At 62.9% G+C, this 15,296-nt stretch carries 12 protein-coding genes, 2 tRNA genes and 3 rRNA genes; 12 read left to right on the forward strand and 5 right to left on the reverse strand.

What is annotated here, in order from left to right:
- Positions 1–24 precede the first annotated feature (24 nt).
- Positions 25–189 (forward strand): DUF6757 family protein, encoded by a 165-nt coding sequence (locus KI388_RS13660; RefSeq protein ID WP_199233636.1) that lies wholly within the window; start codon positions 25–27, stop codon positions 187–189.
- Positions 190–271: 82 nt separating this feature from the next.
- Positions 272–1,252: a porphobilinogen synthase gene (gene hemB / locus KI388_RS13665; protein WP_215087138.1), complete on the forward strand. Its 981-nt coding sequence runs from the start codon at positions 272–274 to the stop codon at positions 1,250–1,252.
- Between the two features lie 385 nt (positions 1,253–1,637).
- Here the strand turns inward: hemB and KI388_RS13670 are convergent, their stop codons facing one another.
- Positions 1,638–1,880, reverse strand: a complete 243-nt coding sequence (locus KI388_RS13670) for a ferredoxin (protein WP_215087139.1) — start codon at positions 1,878–1,880, stop codon at positions 1,638–1,640.
- A 556-nt stretch (positions 1,881–2,436) separates the two neighbouring features.
- Between KI388_RS13670 and KI388_RS13675 the strand changes: the two genes are divergently transcribed.
- Together KI388_RS13675 and KI388_RS13680 are read left to right on the forward strand one after the other, a co-directional pair.
- Positions 2,437–2,691: a hypothetical protein gene (locus KI388_RS13675; RefSeq protein ID WP_215087140.1), complete on the forward strand. Its 255-nt coding sequence runs from the start codon at positions 2,437–2,439 to the stop codon at positions 2,689–2,691.
- An 82-nt stretch (positions 2,692–2,773) separates the two neighbouring features.
- Positions 2,774–5,458 (forward strand): valine--tRNA ligase, encoded by a 2,685-nt coding sequence (locus KI388_RS13680; RefSeq protein WP_215087141.1) that lies wholly within the window; start codon positions 2,774–2,776, stop codon positions 5,456–5,458.
- A gap of 36 nt (positions 5,459–5,494) precedes the next feature.
- Here KI388_RS13680 and KI388_RS13685 read toward each other — a convergent pair whose 3' ends face one another.
- Positions 5,495–6,550 carry a quinone-dependent dihydroorotate dehydrogenase gene (locus KI388_RS13685; RefSeq protein ID WP_215087142.1) on the reverse strand — a complete coding sequence of 352 codons (1,056 nt, stop codon included), beginning with the start codon at positions 6,548–6,550 and terminating at the stop codon, positions 5,495–5,497.
- A gap of 96 nt (positions 6,551–6,646) precedes the next feature.
- Positions 6,647–6,850, reverse strand: coding sequence for a hypothetical protein (locus KI388_RS13690; RefSeq protein ID WP_215087143.1), 204 nt, complete (start codon positions 6,848–6,850; stop codon positions 6,647–6,649).
- 343 nt (positions 6,851–7,193) lie between these two features.
- Between KI388_RS13690 and KI388_RS13695 the strand changes: the two genes are divergently transcribed.
- The 6 genes from KI388_RS13695 to KI388_RS13720 all read left to right on the forward strand — a co-directional run bounded on the left by KI388_RS13695 (position 7,194) and on the right by KI388_RS13720 (position 13,392).
- Positions 7,194–7,523 carry a non-histone chromosomal MC1 family protein gene (locus tag KI388_RS13695; RefSeq protein WP_215087144.1) on the forward strand — a complete coding sequence of 110 codons (330 nt, stop codon included), beginning with the start codon at positions 7,194–7,196 and terminating at the stop codon, positions 7,521–7,523.
- 517 nt (positions 7,524–8,040) lie between these two features.
- Positions 8,041–9,509 (forward strand): 16S ribosomal RNA (locus tag KI388_RS13700).
- A 162-nt stretch (positions 9,510–9,671) separates the two neighbouring features.
- Positions 9,672–9,743, forward strand: a tRNA-Ala gene (locus KI388_RS13705).
- Between the two features lie 271 nt (positions 9,744–10,014).
- Positions 10,015–12,929, forward strand: a 23S ribosomal RNA gene (locus KI388_RS13710).
- Between the two features lie 132 nt (positions 12,930–13,061).
- Positions 13,062–13,183: ribosomal RNA gene (rrf, locus tag KI388_RS13715) — 5S ribosomal RNA — on the forward strand.
- Together the 16S, 23S and 5S rRNA genes with 2 tRNA genes alongside form the textbook arrangement of a ribosomal RNA operon.
- A gap of 133 nt (positions 13,184–13,316) precedes the next feature.
- A tRNA-Cys gene (locus tag KI388_RS13720) sits at positions 13,317–13,392 on the forward strand.
- Between the two features lie 171 nt (positions 13,393–13,563).
- On the opposite strand, the gene KI388_RS13725 is transcribed toward KI388_RS13720, so the two are convergent.
- Positions 13,564–13,740 (reverse strand): hypothetical protein, encoded by a 177-nt coding sequence (locus KI388_RS13725; protein ID WP_215087145.1) that lies wholly within the window; start codon positions 13,738–13,740, stop codon positions 13,564–13,566.
- Between the two features lie 362 nt (positions 13,741–14,102).
- On the opposite strand from KI388_RS13725, the gene KI388_RS13730 reads away from it, so the two are divergent.
- Positions 14,103–14,300, forward strand: coding sequence for a hypothetical protein (locus tag KI388_RS13730; RefSeq protein ID WP_215087146.1), 198 nt, complete (start codon positions 14,103–14,105; stop codon positions 14,298–14,300).
- A gap of 40 nt (positions 14,301–14,340) precedes the next feature.
- Here the strand turns inward: KI388_RS13730 and KI388_RS15450 are convergent, their stop codons facing one another.
- Positions 14,341–14,739 (reverse strand): hypothetical protein, encoded by a 399-nt coding sequence (locus KI388_RS15450; RefSeq protein WP_251133162.1) that lies wholly within the window; start codon positions 14,737–14,739, stop codon positions 14,341–14,343.
- 168 nt (positions 14,740–14,907) lie between these two features.
- Here KI388_RS15450 and KI388_RS15455 point away from each other — a divergent pair, with 168 nt between their 5' ends.
- The gene (locus tag KI388_RS15455; protein WP_251133163.1) at positions 14,908–15,162 is read left to right on the forward strand and encodes a hypothetical protein; all 255 of its coding nucleotides are present in this window, start codon (positions 14,908–14,910) and stop codon (positions 15,160–15,162) included.
- Positions 15,163–15,296 lie beyond the last annotated feature (134 nt).

The raw sequence follows: 15,296 nt of genomic DNA on the forward strand, positions 1-15,296 counted from the left end.
CCCGCGCCGAACGGAGTACGGCGTATGCGGTGTCACTACTGCGACCGGGAGGCCACGTACGAGGCGGAGCAGCGCGGCGTGGTCGTCGGGCTCTGCGAGTCCCACTTCAAACAGCGGGTCGAGGAGCTCGCGGAGTCGGACGAGCTCGCGGCGCTCCGCGACCGGATCGACATCGAGTCCTCCGAGTAGCCGCGGTCACCGGTCTCCGCCGCGTCGAGCGACCCTCAACCGAGACGAACGGTAAAAGTCCGCGCGGGACCAACCGGTCGGCATGGACCTCACGGACCGGCCCCGGCGCCTCCGGACCGACGCCGTTCGCCCGCTCGTCACCGAGACCGACCTCTCGGCGTCCGACCTCGTCGCGCCCGTCTTCGTCGACGCGACGACCGACGAGCGCGTGCCCATCGAGACGATGCCCGGCCACGAGCGCGTCCCGGTCGACGAGGCGGTCGACCGCGTCGCGGAGATCCGCGAGACGGGCGTCGAGACCGTGATCCTCTTCGGCGTCCCCGAGTCGAAGGACGCGTCCGGGAGCCGGGCGTACGCCGACGACGGCGTCGTCCAGCGCGCGATCGGCCGGATATCCGCCGAGACCGACGTCACCGTGATCGGCGACGTCTGCCTCTGTGAGTACACCGACCACGGCCACTGCGGCGTGATCGAGGAGACCGCCGAGTCGGACCCGACGCTCACCGTGAAAAACGACGAGACCCTCGACCTGCTCGCGCGCACCGCGGTGTCGCAGGCCGACGCGGGCGCCGACGTGGTCGCCCCTTCCGCGATGACCGACGGACAGGTGGGAGCGATCCGCGAGGCGCTCGACGCCGCGGGCCACGAGGACGTGGCAATCTTGAGCTACGCCGCGAAGTACGAGTCGGCCTTCTACGGCCCGTTCCGCGACGCGGCCGACGGCGCGCCCGCCTTCGGCGACCGCCGGCACTACCAGATGGACCCGGCGAACCGCCGCGAGGCGCTCCGGGAGGCACGGCTCGACGCCGAGCAGGGCGCCGACGTGTTGATGGTGAAGCCCGGCCTGCCGTACCTCGACGTCGTCGGGGACCTCCGGCGGGAGTTCGACCGGCCGATCGCCGCGTACAACGTCTCCGGCGAGTACGCGATGCTCCACGCCGCCGCGGAGAAGGGGTGGCTCGACCTCGAAGCGACCGCGCTGGAGTCGCTCACCGCGCTCAAGCGCGCGGGCGCGGACCTGATCGTCACGTACTTCGCCGAGGACGTGGCCGAACACTTATAAATAGAATCGGGCGGGAATCGACACGTTTCTTCGACCATCCACCTCGGCGCGCGCCTGCGAGCGGCCGCCCCCGGCGGCCGCGAAGCAGCGCGTGCGAGGGACGCGGTGAGTGAGGGGCGACCGAAGGGAGCCCCGAGCGAACCGCGAGGCTGGGGAGGCGTGAGGTTGCGGTGCTGTGCGGTCGGGGCGGGACTCAAAGGGGCAGCCGGCGAGGACGACGCTCGACGACGCAAGCACCGCAACGAGGGGGCGAACGTAGTGAGCGACCGAGTGAGGAGCGCAGCGAGTCGCGCGTCGTCCTCGCCGGCTGGGGCTTTGGAGGACGCTGTGCAAATCGCTTCGGCAGTATCTATTTATAAATGATTCATCAATCGCCCAGACCCGTCTACACCACCTGTTCGCCGTCGTCGTCGTACACTTCGATGGCGTCGACCGGGCACGAGCGCGCCGCGAACTTCGCGTCGAACTCCTCGCCGTCGGGCACCTCGACGACGAACAGGTCCTCCCCTTCCTCCTCGCTTCCTTCTAAATCGGCCTTCCCGTCGTTCAGGTTCTTCTCGAAGGCGTCCCACTCGGCAACGCACTGGTACATCCCGACGCAGGTGTCGCGGTCGAACTCGACGTACATGGCTCTTGGTTCGGTGAGCCGATACAAAGCGGTGACGACGAGACCCGGAAAGCTCCGGAGACTCCGAGAACAGATCGGCGATGACCTCCGCCAAATGCTCAGCCGTTCGCTTATAAACAGTGTCTCGCGGATCGACGGCGACCACCTCCAAAGCCCCAGTCGCGAGGACTCGCGCGGCTCGTTGCGGTGCTTGTGTCGTCACCAGAACGCTTCGCGTTCTGGTTGGCTCACGAGAGCTCCGCTCTCGTGAACGCCGTGCTTCGTCCTCGCGACCGCCCCTTTGAGTCCCGCGCCGCAACCGCACCTCACACCTCCCCAGCCTCGTCGCTGGCACCCTCCGCTTCGCTCCGGGAGTCAGCGACTCCAGCGAGGGACCGAAGGTCCCTCTGGCAGCCGGCGGCTTCGCCGCCGGCGACCTCGCGCGTGCGACTCACGCCCTGTCGGGCGTTCGTCGGCACGCGCCAACCGCATCGGCATCCAAATCGCTCCTTGCTACCATGCGTTCTCTCGGATCTCGACCGTCCTTTTTAAGCCTCGCAGGGACTCATCGCCGCGTATGACCACGGTCTGGCTCGTCGACCGACAGTTCGACTCGAAGGGACTCGTGCGGCTCACCTACGCCACGGAGGACGGCGAGCGGATGCACACGAAAGAGCTGGCCGAACAGCGGCTCGTCACGGGCGACGGGATCACCGCCGGCCGCGAGGTCGAGGAGACCGCGCTCGGAGAGAGCCCGGCGGACGAGGTCGAGCGGTTCGCGTCCGAGGCGTCGAAGATGGCGGCCGAACACGACCTCGACGACGTGGTGTAAGGGGCTCCACCCGCGCTGCCGCGTACTCCTTCCCCACACAACCGAGGCCGTTAAGGGGGAACCGGCGGAACGTGTGCGTGAAATGCCCAGTGGTGAGTACGACCCCGACGCCGTCGAGCCGCGGTGGCAGCGGCGGTGGGTCGACGAGGAGACGTACGCCTACCCCGACGACGACCCGGTCGATCCGAACACCGTCTTCTCCATCGATACGCCCCCGCCGACGGTATCGGGGAGCCTCCACATGGGCCACCTGTACGGGTTCACCCTTCAGGACTTCGTCGCGCGCTTCGAGCGCATGAACGGCGGCGAGACGTTCTTCCCGTTCGGCTACGACGACAACGGCATCGCCTCCGAGCGCCTGACGGAGGACGAACTCGACATCCGCCATCAGGACTTCGAGCGCCGGGAGTTCCAGGCGAAGTGCCGGGAGGTCTGCGCGAACTACGAGGAGCAGTTCACCGAGAACGTCCAGTCGCTCGGCGTCTCCGTCGACTGGAACCACACCTATCAGACTATCGAGCCGCGCGTCCAGCGCGTCTCGCAGCTATCCTTCGTCGACCTGTATGATCAGGGCCGCGAGTACCGCGAGAAGGCGCCCGCGATCTGGTGTCCCGAGTGCGAGACCGCCATCTCGCAGGTCGAGACCGAGGACGACGAGCAGGCGAGCCACTTCAACGACATCGCGTTCTCGGTCGCCGGAAGCGACGACGGTGACGGCGAGGGCGACGCCGACGAGTTCGTCATCTCGACGACCCGCCCCGAACTCCTCCCGGCCTGCGTCGCCGTCTTCGTCCACCCGGACGACGACGAGAACCAGCACCTCGTCGGGGAGTCCGCCGAGGTCCCGCTGTTCGGCCACGAGGTGCCGATCATCGCGGACGAGCGCGTCGACAGGGAGACCGGTTCCGGCATCGTGATGTGCTGTACGTTCGGCGACCAGAACGACATCGAGTGGTACCAGGTCCACGACTTAGACCTCCGGGTCGCCATCGACGAGTCCGGCCACATGACCGAGGTCGCGGAGTCGTACGAGGGGCTGCACTCCTCGGAGGCGGGCGAGGCCATCGTCGAGGACCTCGACGAGGCGGGCGCCCTGCTCGACCGCCGCGACATCACCCACACCGTCAACGTCCACGAGCGCTGCGGGACGAGCGTCGAGTTCCTCGTCACCGAGCAGTGGTACGTCGAGATGCTCGACAAGACGGACGAGTACCTCGAGGTCGGCCGGGAGATGGACTGGTCCCCGGAGAAGATGTTCACCCGGTACGAACACTGGGTCGAGGGGCTCCAGTGGGACTGGCTCATCTCCCGGCAGCGCTCCTCGGGCATCCCGTTCCCCGTGTGGTACTGCGACGACTGCGGCGAGGTCGTCGTCGCGGAGAAGGCCGACCTTCCCGTCGACCCGCTCTCCGACGACCCGCCCGTCGACGCCTGCCCCGAGTGCGGGGGCGACGAGTTCGAACCGGAGGAGGACGTGCTCGACACGTGGGCCACCTCCAGTCTCACGCCCCTGATTAACGCCGGCTGGGACTGGGACGAGGAGGCCCAGGAGTTCACCATGGAGCACCCGGAGCTGTACCGGTTCGACCTGCGCCCGCAGGGCCACGACATCATCAGCTTCTGGCTGTTCCACACGCTCGTCAAGTGCTACGAGCACACGGGTGAGGTCCCGTTCGAGGAGACGATGATCAACGGGCACGTCCTCGACGAGAACCGCGAGAAGATGTCGAAGTCCGTCGGCAACGTCGTCGAGCCAGAGACCGTGTTAGAGGAGTTCCCCGTCGACGCCACGCGCTACTGGGCCGCCGGTACCGCGGTCGGCGACGACTTCCCGTTCAAGGAGAAGGACCTCCGCGCGGGCGAGAAGCTGATCCGCAAGCTGTGGAACGCCTCGAAGCTCGTCGAGTCGCTCGCGCCGGAGCCGTTCCCGGCCGAGCCCGAGGACGGGCTCCGCGAACTCGACCGGTGGCTGCTCGCCGAACTCGACGCCGAGGTCGAGCGGCTCACCGACCTCCTCGAAGACCGAGCGTTCTCGAAGGCGCGGGACGAGCTCCGGAGCTTCTTCTGGAACACGTTCTGCGACGACTACCTCGAGATCGCCAAACAGCGCGAGGACGACGCGGCCGCGTACACCCTCCGAACTGCGCACCGCCGATTCCTGAAGCTGTTCGCGCCCCTCCTCGCGCACGTCACCGAGGAGCTGTGGCACGACATGTACGCGGACGCCGCGGCGGACGCGACCGACGGCGGAGCGGTCGCGCTTGCCGACGGCGCGAGCGACTCGATCCACCTCGCGGACTGGCCCGAACCGCTGGGGGTCGAGGCTGACCGCGACGCCGGCACCGCCGCGACCGCCGTCGTCGGCGCGCTCCGGAAGTACAAAAGCGAGAACCAACTCCCGCTCACCGCCGCGCTCGATGCGGTCGAGGTGTACGCCGACGTGCGCGGCCTCGAGGACGACATCACCGGCGTGATGCACGTCGACGACCTCTCGGTCCACCCCGACGGCGACGCGCCCGTCGAGACGGTGATCACGGGGATCGACCTCGATTACGCCACGGTGGGTCCCAAGTACGGCGACCAGGTGGGCGACATCGAGGCGGCGCTCGCGCAGGAGGAGTACGAACTCGACGGCGACGAACTCCGCGTCGCGGGCGTCACGCTCGTCGACGACGAGTTCGCGGTCGAAGAGGAGCGACAGTACCGGGGCGAGGGCGAACTGCTTCAGGCGGACGGCGTCGTCGTCATCGTCCGAAACGACGCGTAAGCCGGTCTCGTCCGCTGTCTCTCTCTATCTCTCGACTCACAGGTCGGCGCCGACGGCGTCCTCGACCGAGTCGAAGCCGTCCCGCTCGAGCAGTTCGACGAGTCCCTTGTTGACGTCGCGCGCGAGTCCCGGCCCCTCGTAGACGAGCCCGGTGTACAGTTGGACCAGCGAGGCGCCCGCCCGTATCTTCTCGTAGGCGCCCGCGGCGTCGGAGACCCCGCCGACGCCGATCACCGGGACGTCGGTGCGCTCCGCGACGAACCGCACCCGCTCGGTCGCGAGCGATTCGATCGGCTTCCCGGAGAGCCCGCCTCGCTCGGCCCGATTATGATTCCGCAGCGAGTCCGGGCGCGACGTGGTCGTGTTGGTCGCGATGACGCCGTCGAGGTCGAGGTCGTCGACGACGCCCAGCGCGTCCGCGACCGCCGGCTCCGGGAGGTCCGGCGAGAGCTTCACGAGCAGCGGGTCGGCGCCGGCGTCGTCCAGCGTCCCGAGGATGCGCTCCAAGGCGGCGCGGTTCTGGAGTTCCCGGAGTCCCGGCGTGTTGGGACTGGAGACGTTGACGACGAAGTAGTCGCCCGCGTCCGCGACGCGCTCGTACGTGTACAGGTAGTCGTCCGGGGCCTCGGCCAGCGGCGTCGACTTCGACTTCCCGATGTTGATCCCGACCGGCACGTCCGGGAGCGGGTCGCGGTCGAGGCGCTCGCCCACCCTGTCGGCGCCCTCGTTGTTGAACCCCATCCGGTTGACGAGCGCCTCGTCCTCCGGGAGTCGAAACAGCCGCGGCCGCGGATTCCCGGGCTGACGCTCGGCGGTGACCCCGCCGATTTCGACGTGACCGAACCCGAGCGACGCCAGCGCCCGCGGGACGTGAGCGTTCTTGTCGAATCCAGCGGCGACGCCCACGGGGTTCGGGAACGTCGACCCGAACGCGTCGACCGCGAGCCGCTCGTCGTCGACCGCGTACCGCTCCGCGAGCGCGGCGGCGACCGGGGTCCCTTGGACGCCGCCGAGCAGTCGATGAATCAGTCCGTGTGCGGTCTCCGGCGGAAGCCGGAACAGCGCCGGCTTCAACAGATCGTACGCGCCCATCGTCTGGGTCTCGTCACGAGCGACAATCAATCCGCCGACCGCGGTCCGTCTCGCGGTCGACGGACAACGGACGCGTAACGAACTCCGCGGTCCGCGTCAGAAGTCGTGTTCCAGTTGGTCCGGATTCGCGTCCGCCTTCTGGATGATTATCTTCCCGTCTCGGACACGAACGAACACCTCGTCGCCGATCTCCATGCCGGCGACGGCGAGTTCGTCCTCGTGGAGGTTCACGTGGACGTTGTGGTATTCCCCCTCGTCGTCCTTGGCGCCACTAGGGCTGAGCTTCTTTTTGCGGACCATCGCGGGTGTGCTTGTCGCACTTCGCCATAGCAGACACATAAGTGTTGTTTACGCGCACTCGACGCCGGACCGCGCCTTCATCACCGGACGTCGAAGCCCGGTGAATGCGGTACCTCAATCGCGCGGTGACGGACGAACCGGACCGCCTCGCGGATCCCGGATCGACGCGTCGCGCGCGCCGAACGCTCCGCAAATCGTCCGCGACCAATCGCCTCGCCCCCGCGTTGAGGTCGCAAACCGCCAGCAGCCGCCGAGGTAGTATATAAAAATTGTGCCGTACAGCTTTCATTTCCCCGATATATTTATTACAGACTGTGTGCTGGTGTCACACGGAGGCAAAACCATGGTACGTGAAGACGGTAAGCGAAACTTTGCCCTTCGGGAGGAAGACGGATCGGAACCGAGCGAGTTCTCGGGAAACATGCCGCGTCAGGCGGCGCTCAAAGCGGCCCGAACGCTCGACCCGGCACCCTCTGAAGAGGAGGCGGAGCGGACGACGCTCCGGCTCCGCGAAAAAGGCACCCAGAAGGTCCACGAGTACAAGGGATGGGCTTGGAAGGACAGCGCTCCCGAGGTCGACGAAGCGGACGACGACTTCTGGCTCAACGATCTCAGCGACATCACGAAAGCCAACGTCTCAAAGCAGGGTATCGAGTACCTCGAAGAGGAGTAGACCCCCTCCGAACGCTCTGGTTCCGATCTCCCCTTTTAGCTGCGATACGCCCCGAGCCTTCCGGGCTTGATCACCGCCTTGAGGCAGAGGTGCCATCCTGGACAGCTATCTACCTGCTCCGGCACGATCCGGCAAGTTGTCCCGTTCTTCTCGGCATGAAACCGCATGACGTGGCGGAGGTAGTTCGACGGGGTTAAGTATAACCCCGGCATTTGAAGAAATGCGAAGAACGCATCGCGGACTCGGGCCGTTCAACTCGGCCCGGTTTCGCTGGACCCGTACCGATTCGATGGGTTTATGTCCCGTCGTCCGGTACGTTCAGGTCCGCGAGAGATGAGGATCACGCCCCCTGCGCTCCGGCGTAAGCGGTGATCTGATGTGAGCCGTGGTTGTTCGGTGCCATCCAAGCCATTGGGTGAACCGGACACCACACAGACCAATGCAATGGTGTGTCAACATCATCGTTGACACCCGCCAACACCCCCTTCGAGCCGGGAATCAGGCTCGAAGGATACTCATTCCGGTTGATCCTGCCGGAGGCCATTGCTATTGGGATCCGATTTAGCCATGCTAGTCGCACGAGTTCAGACTCGTGGCGAATAGCTCAGTAACACGTGGCCAAACTACCCTTCGGAACACAATACCCTCGGGAAACTGAGGCTAATAGTGTATACCATACCACCACTGGAATGAGTGGTATGCCAAACGCTCCGGCGCCGAAGGATGTGGCTGCGGCCGATTAGGTAGACGGTGGGGTAACGGCCCACCGTGCCAATAATCGGTATGGGTCATGAGAGTGAGAACCCAGAGACGGAATCTGAGACAAGATTCCGGGCCCTACGGGGCGCAGCAGGCGCGAAACCTTTACACTGCACGATAGTGCGATAGGGGGATCCCAAGTGCACAGGCATAGCGCCTGTGCTTTTCGGTACCCTAAGGCGGTACCAGAATAAGGGCTGGGCAAGACCGGTGCCAGCCGCCGCGGTAATACCGGCAGCCCAAGTGATGGCCGATCTTATTGGGCCTAAAGCGTCCGTAGCTGGCCGCGCAAGTCCATCGGGAAATCCACCTGCTCAACAGGTGGGCGCCCGGTAGAAACTGCGTGGCTTGGGACCGGAAGGCGCGACGGGTACGTCCGGGGTAGGAGTGAAATCCCGTAATCCTGGACGGACCGCCGATGGCGAAAGCACGTCGCGAGAACGGATCCGACAGTGAGGGACGAAAGCCAGGGTCTCGAACCGGATTAGATACCCGGGTAGTCCTGGCCGTAAACAATGTCTGCTAGGTGTGGCTCCCACTACGAGTGGGTGCTGTGCCGTAGGGAAGCCGCTAAGCAGACCGCCTGGGAAGTACGTCCGCAAGGATGAAACTTAAAGGAATTGGCGGGGGAGCACTACAACCGGAGGAGCCTGCGGTTTAATTGGACTCAACGCCGGACATCTCACCAGCATCGACTGTAATAATGACGACCAGGTTGATGACCTTGTCCGAGTTTCAGAGAGGAGGTGCATGGCCGCCGTCAGCTCGTACCGTGAGGCGTCCTGTTAAGTCAGGCAACGAGCGAGACCCGCATCCTTACTTGCCAGCAGTACCGCGAGGTAGCTGGGGACAGTAGGAGACCGCCGTGGCTAACACGGAGGAAGGAACGGGCAACGGTAGGTCAGTATGCCCCGAATGTGCTGGGCAACACGCGGGCTACAATGGTCGAGACAAAGGGTTCCAACTCCGAAAGGAGACGGTAATCTCAGAAACTCGATCGTAGTTCGGATTGTGGGCTGCAACTCGCCCACATGAAGCTGGATTCGGTAGTAATCGCGTGTCATAAGCGCGCGGTGAATACGTCCCTGCTCCTTGCACACACCGCCCGTCAAAGCACCCGAGTGAGGTCCGGATGAGGCGTACCACGTACGTCGAATCTGGGCTTCGCAAGGGGGCTTAAGTCGTAACAAGGTAGCCGTAGGGGAATCTGCGGCTGGATCACCTCCACCGACCCGAGACTCGCCCTCTGGGCGAGCTCACCTTACGACCGTCACCACGACGGTCACTACTCATTCGCATTGGACTGTATCGTCCGCCCACCCACCGGCTTGGACACCTTAGAACGACCACGGCCCACACAACACACCAGACCTTCCCCTTGGGGAAGGTGGGCTCATAGCTCAGCGGTAGAGTGCCTCCCTTGCAAGGAGGATGCCCTGGGTTCGAATCCCAGTGAGTCCATGTCCGTTCGAAGCGAATCCGTCCCTTAAGTGGGAGACGCGACTCGGTTCGAACACGACGACCGATGCACCATCCCGGGAAACCGCGGATGGGAAGGGTTCGACGAACGCCCCGTCACACCCGGGGCGATTCAATGACAACCGTGTATACGTGCGATCCAGACGTCCACTGAACTCATCCGAGTTCGTGGAACGTCAGTGAACCATATACAGTCGGGTGACACTATGTCACTTGACACCGTCAGCACTCTCCTCTGGAGAGTTGACTGACACACTACTGGCTACTGTGCCAGCTGGTGAATGGCTCGGCTCGAGAGCCGACGAAGGACGTGCCAAGCTGCGAAAAGCTCATGGGACCCGCATGGAGGGAAAGAACATGAGATTTCCGAATCGGAATCCGTTTTACAATTGCCACGCGCAATAGGGAACTCCCTGAATTGAAACATCTCAGTAAGGGAAGGAAAAGAACGCAACAGCGATGTCGTCAGTAACCGCGAGTAAACGCGACACAGCCCAAACCGAAGGTCTTCGGACCAATGTGGTGTTCGGGTTGACAACCAAATCTCGACACTCTCTCAGAAGTCTCCTGGAACGGAGCGTGAAACAGGGTGACAACCCCGTACGAGAGAACAGTACAGATGGCGTCAATACCAGAGTAGCAGGGGTCGGATATCCTCTGTGAACAGCTCAGGCATCCCCTGAGAAGGCTAAACACTCCTCGAGACCGATAGCGAACAAGTAGCGTGAGCGAACGCTGAAAAGCACCCCGAAAAGGGCGGTGCAATAGGGCCTGAAATCAGCTGGCGATCGAGCGACAGGGCGTACAAGGCGATTCTCAAAACGACAGAGGAGCGATCCTCCAGTAGGAAGAGAGTCGAGCCGGCGTCGTGTCGTGCGTTTTGAAAAACGACCCAGGGAGTGCACTTGATTGGCGAGTCTAACCCGTGAACCGGGGAAGGCGCAGGGAAACCGATACGGCCGCAGCATTGCGAGGGCCACCGTGTTCAAGCGCGGGGAGTCAATCGGGTGCGACCCGAAACCAGGCGATCTACGCGCGAGCAAGGTGAAGCGTGGCGAAAGCCACGTGGAGGCCTGTTAGAGTTGGTATTCTACAATATCCTCTCGTGACTCGTGTGTAGGGGTGAAAGGCCCATCGAGCCTGGCAACAGCTGGTTCCAACCGAAACATGTCGAAGCATGACCTCTTCCGAGGTAGCCCGCGGGGTAGAGCTACCGATTGGATGACCCGCCTCCGAGAGGAGTCGGCCATCCTGTCGAACTCCAAACCCGCAGGCGCCGCAGACGAAGGGAGTCCGGTGCGCGGGGTAAGCCTGTGTACCGTGAGGGGAACAACCCAGAGCCGGGTTAAGGTCCCAAAGTGTAGATTAAGTGCGATTCGAAGGTGGTCTCAAGCCCTAAACAGCCGGGAGGTGAGCTTAGAAGCAGCTACCCGCTAAGAAAAGCGTAACAGCTTACCGGCCGAGGTTTGAGGCGCCCAAAATGATCGGGGCTCAAATCTACCACCGAGACCTGGCCGTGCCCTTGACAGGGGCAACCGCGTAGGTTGGCGTACTGGTCGGACGGAAGCCCGGGCGAGAGCTCGTGTGGACCGTCCAGTAACGACAATCCTGGTCACAGTAGCAGCGATAGTCGGGTGAGAACCTCGACGGCCTGAAGAGCAAGGGTTCCTCGGCACTGCCGTTCAGCCGAGGGTTAGCCGGTCCTAAGGTGTACCACAACTTGACTACACCGACGGGAAGCTGGTTAATATTCCAGCGCCATCGTGCAGTAAACGCCGACGCCGTGTGGAACGCTGAGCCGGGCACTCGCCCGGTCAAATCGTGGAAACTCGTGAACGCCGTCACGGCACGAAGCGAGCGAAACGCGAGATAGCGAAAGTCAGCCGTACATAGGGCCCGTGAAAAGGCAAGCACGATGTCCGTACCGAGATCCGACACAGGTGCTCTGCCAGCGCAAGGCAAGGCCTGTCGGGAGAACCGACGTTAGGGAATTCGGCAAGTTAGTCCCGTACCTTCGGAAGAAGGGATGCCTGCTCTCTGAGGAGCAGGTCGCAGTGACTCGGGCGCTCCGACTGTCTAGTAACAACACAGGTGACCGCAAATCCGCAAGGACTCGTACGGTCACTGAATCCTGCCCAGTGCGGGTATCTGAACACCTCGTACAAGAGGACGAAGGACCCGTCAACGGCGGGGGTAACTATGACCCTCTTAAGGTAGCGTAGTACCTTGCCGCTTCAGTAGCGGCTTGCATGAATGGATAAACGAGAGCGCCACTGTCCCAACGTTGGACCCGGTGAACTGTACGTTCCAGTGCGGAGTCTGGAGACCCCCAAGGGGAAGCGAAGACCCTATAGAGCTTTACTGCAGGCTGTCGCTGAGACGTGGTCGCCGATGTGCAGCATAGGTAGGAGTCGTTACACAGGTACGTGCGCCAGCACGCCACCGAGACAGCATTGAAATACTACCCGTCGGTGACTGCGACTCTCACTCCGGGAGGAGTACACCGGTAGCCGGGCAGTTTGACTGGGGCGGTACGCGCTCGAAAAGATATCGAGCGCGCCCGAAGATCATCTCAGCCGGGTCGGGAATCCGGCGAAGAGCGCAAGAGCAAAAGATGGTCTGACAGTGTTCTTCCCAACGAGGAACGCTGACGCGAAAGCGTGGTCTAGCGAACCTACGAGGTTCCGGAATGGGACCCGTAGATGACAGAAAAGCTACCTTAGGGATAACAGAGTCGTCACTCGCAAGAGCACATATCGACCGAGTGGCTTGCTACCTCGATGTCGGTTCCCTCCATCCTGCCCGTGCAGACGCGGGCAAGGGTGAGGTTGTTCGCCTATTAAAGGAGGTCGTGAGCTGGGTTTAGACCGTCGTGAGACAGGTCGGCTGCTATCTATTGGGGGTGTGAGGTACCTGACGTGAACGAACGTATAGTACGAGAGGAACTACGTTTGGTCGCCACTGGTGTATCGGTTGTCCGGAAGGGCAGATGCCGAGTAGCCACGCGACACGGGGTAAGAGCTGAACGCATCTAAGCTCGAAACCCACATGGAAAAGAGGTACCACAGAGGTCACTCGTAGAAGACGAGTTCGATAGACTCGGGGTGTACGCACCGAGGCAACGAGGTGTTAAGCCCACGAGAACTAACAGACCGAGCCACATTCATTGGCGCTGACGCGTCACGACTCGCATGAGTTCAGGCGGTAACTGGATCGCACGACATACACGGTTGGTATCGAACCAGACCGACACAGGAGTCTCTCAGTAGAGAGTCTCGGTTCGAGTCCGAGAGTCGGCGTAAAGGCGGCCAAAGCGGTGGGGGAACACCCGTACCCATTCCGAACACGGAAGTTAAGCCCACCAGCGTATCGTGAAGTACTGGAGTGAGCGATCCTCTGGGAACCACGAGTCGCCGCCTGCCCACTCATACGGGAGCCAACTCCCATCTAGCCCACGGACAACGTGTCCGTGGGCTTTTTCCATATATAACGGACTGTACGCGCTCACACGCGACCGCTAGGCTTAAACGCTCGACAGCGGTACCTTCGACTGGCGCCAAGGTGGCAGAGTCTGGTCAGACGCAGCGGCCTGCAGAGCCGCCCAACGCCGGTTCAAATCCGGCCCTTGGCTCTCACACGTTTATTATATATCCCGAGACGACTTTGTCTTGGGCCTACCCGCTTTTCCACAGTCACATCTATAAATACTGATAGAACCAAATAGCGTCCGGCGATCGGTGTTTGATTGACCTCTGATGACTGATTCTTGTCCATCCTCTCGATTCTTCATCCGGGCGCAGCGTTACAGGTGGTGGTTTTCGCCCATCTTTCCGAAGACGCTCTGCCACCGCTCAGGCATATCATCGGTGTCGTACACTCCTTCGTTCGCCAACTTCAGGAGCTGGACGACTTCGTCGTCGTCGAGGTTCTGAAGATCCAACTCCTCCACAGTCTTCTTGCGCGCTCGTTCGGTACTCATCGGCCGGTCGCGCTGAACTGCCCCGTAGAAATGGAACCAAAACATAAGACTATCCTCGGATGGAACAGGTGGCCGCTGTTCCAGAAGAAGTCGGTCAGGGATCAGTAGGAGTGTCGACACTGCTGAGAGAGTTCTGAGGAACGCCCGTTAAAACACGCCGTCAATAAAGTAGTATCCCTGCTAATATCTACTCCTGCTTCGGGTACGTGCTTGTGTACGTATTCACGTACATACGTAGGTGCATAAGAGAGCACCCATGTCATGTAAGTCCACTATTCGGATGGTACTGTAGACATCCGTCTACTCCGAATCAAGTCGAAACGAACATTTTCCCGTCGATGTAGGCCGCGTTGTCGATCACCGTGTTCCTCGTCGCAGTGTCGACGCACGACGAGTTCCCCCGGTGGACGGGTGTCGTCGGCGTTCTCGTCGCGAGTATCCTGCTCTCGATGCTGTACCTCGGTGTCTACTGGGTCACCGATCTCGCCGCCGGCGGCGTACTCGCAATCGGCGTCGTCGTCGCCGACCGGATCGCCTCGCGCGGTCACCGCGCGAAGTAGTGACGTCCCACAACAAGGGGATTTTCACCCGGTCCGTCGGTTAGTAGTACCCGAGAGCGGCGAGCTGTGCCTCAACGTCGGCGTCGGGTTGTCGACTCGCGAGCGGCTCGCGGACGGAGTCGCGGCCGTCGTCGCCGTCACGGAAGGATCGGTCGACCGTCTCCGGCTTGACCGGCTCGTGGTGTTCGACGACACCGGGAGCGTGGACGAGCGTCGTTACTCTCCTGTCGCCCCAGTAGGAGTGCTTTCGGACGGCGCCAGAGGTGTTCGGCGCGTTCTCGTAGCTGGCACGGCTCGGTTCGAGATACGCCTCGACCGGGTCACAGCGCCGTTCGAACCGCTTGCGAAGGTCGGCGGTGACGGGTTGCTTGAGCGCGAGTGCGCGGTTGATGATGAAGCCGCATAATGGCGAATCACCACGGGCGTGTGCACGAGCCACGGCCGGGAATCGGGTGAGTGCGGCGAGCTCATCGACTCGTTCACCGGTCGCCCCGCCGGGTGGCCGGACGACGAGGTGGACGTGTAACGGCTCCTCGTGTCTCGGCAGGACGTGTGACACGGCAGGGGGCTCATTGGGGACGCGCCCGGGTTCACCGAAGCCGTCGCCGTGGTCCCCACAGACGACCACGAGCGTCTCGCCGAGCTCGCCTCGAGACCGGAGCGACTTGAGCGCGTGTTCGAGGACCGCGTCGGCCTGCCGGATACCCCCGTCGTACAGCGATTCGAGCGCGCCGAGCTGCCAGTACGGACGATCGCCGCCGTAGAACGCCCACTCATAGCGGATCGGGAGGTCGGCTTGAAGTGTCCGTACACGGCCGTCGCCCCAGCAGTCGTGCGCCTCACGGGCTCGAAGGTCCGGTGAGCGCCCATTAGGTTTAGACACGCAGCCCACGGACCGTCGACCTCGGCACTCAACGCCAGGAATTGGTCGGCGTAATAGAAGCTGTCGGGACCGGGATAGAGCGTAGTCGTGTCATAGTGGTCATCGTAGTCGTC

Origin of the sequence: Halorubrum sp. 2020YC2 (assembly GCF_018623055.1) — an archaeon.
Classification (GTDB): Archaea; Halobacteriota; Halobacteria; order Halobacteriales; family Haloferacaceae; genus Halorubrum.

What these genes read in the sequence shown, in the direction of transcription:
- KI388_RS13680 (WP_215087141.1), top strand. Translation starts at nt 2,774, where the DNA reads ATGCCCAGTGGTGAGTACGACCCCGACGCCGTCGAGCCGCGGTGGCAG.
- KI388_RS13670 (WP_215087139.1), bottom strand. Translation starts at nt 1,880, where the DNA reads ATGTACGTCGAGTTCGACCGCGACACCTGCGTCGGGATGTACCAGTGC.
- KI388_RS13675 (WP_215087140.1), top strand. Translation starts at nt 2,437, where the DNA reads ATGACCACGGTCTGGCTCGTCGACCGACAGTTCGACTCGAAGGGACTC.
- KI388_RS13660 (WP_199233636.1), top strand. Translation starts at nt 25, where the DNA reads ATGCGGTGTCACTACTGCGACCGGGAGGCCACGTACGAGGCGGAGCAG.
- hemB (WP_215087138.1), top strand. Translation starts at nt 272, where the DNA reads ATGGACCTCACGGACCGGCCCCGGCGCCTCCGGACCGACGCCGTTCGC.
- KI388_RS13685 (WP_215087142.1), bottom strand. Translation starts at nt 6,550, where the DNA reads ATGGGCGCGTACGATCTGTTGAAGCCGGCGCTGTTCCGGCTTCCGCCG.
- KI388_RS13725 (WP_215087145.1), bottom strand. Translation starts at nt 13,740, where the DNA reads ATGAGTACCGAACGAGCGCGCAAGAAGACTGTGGAGGAGTTGGATCTT.
- KI388_RS13695 (WP_215087144.1), top strand. Translation starts at nt 7,194, where the DNA reads ATGGTACGTGAAGACGGTAAGCGAAACTTTGCCCTTCGGGAGGAAGAC.
- KI388_RS13690 (WP_215087143.1), bottom strand. Translation starts at nt 6,850, where the DNA reads ATGGTCCGCAAAAAGAAGCTCAGCCCTAGTGGCGCCAAGGACGACGAG.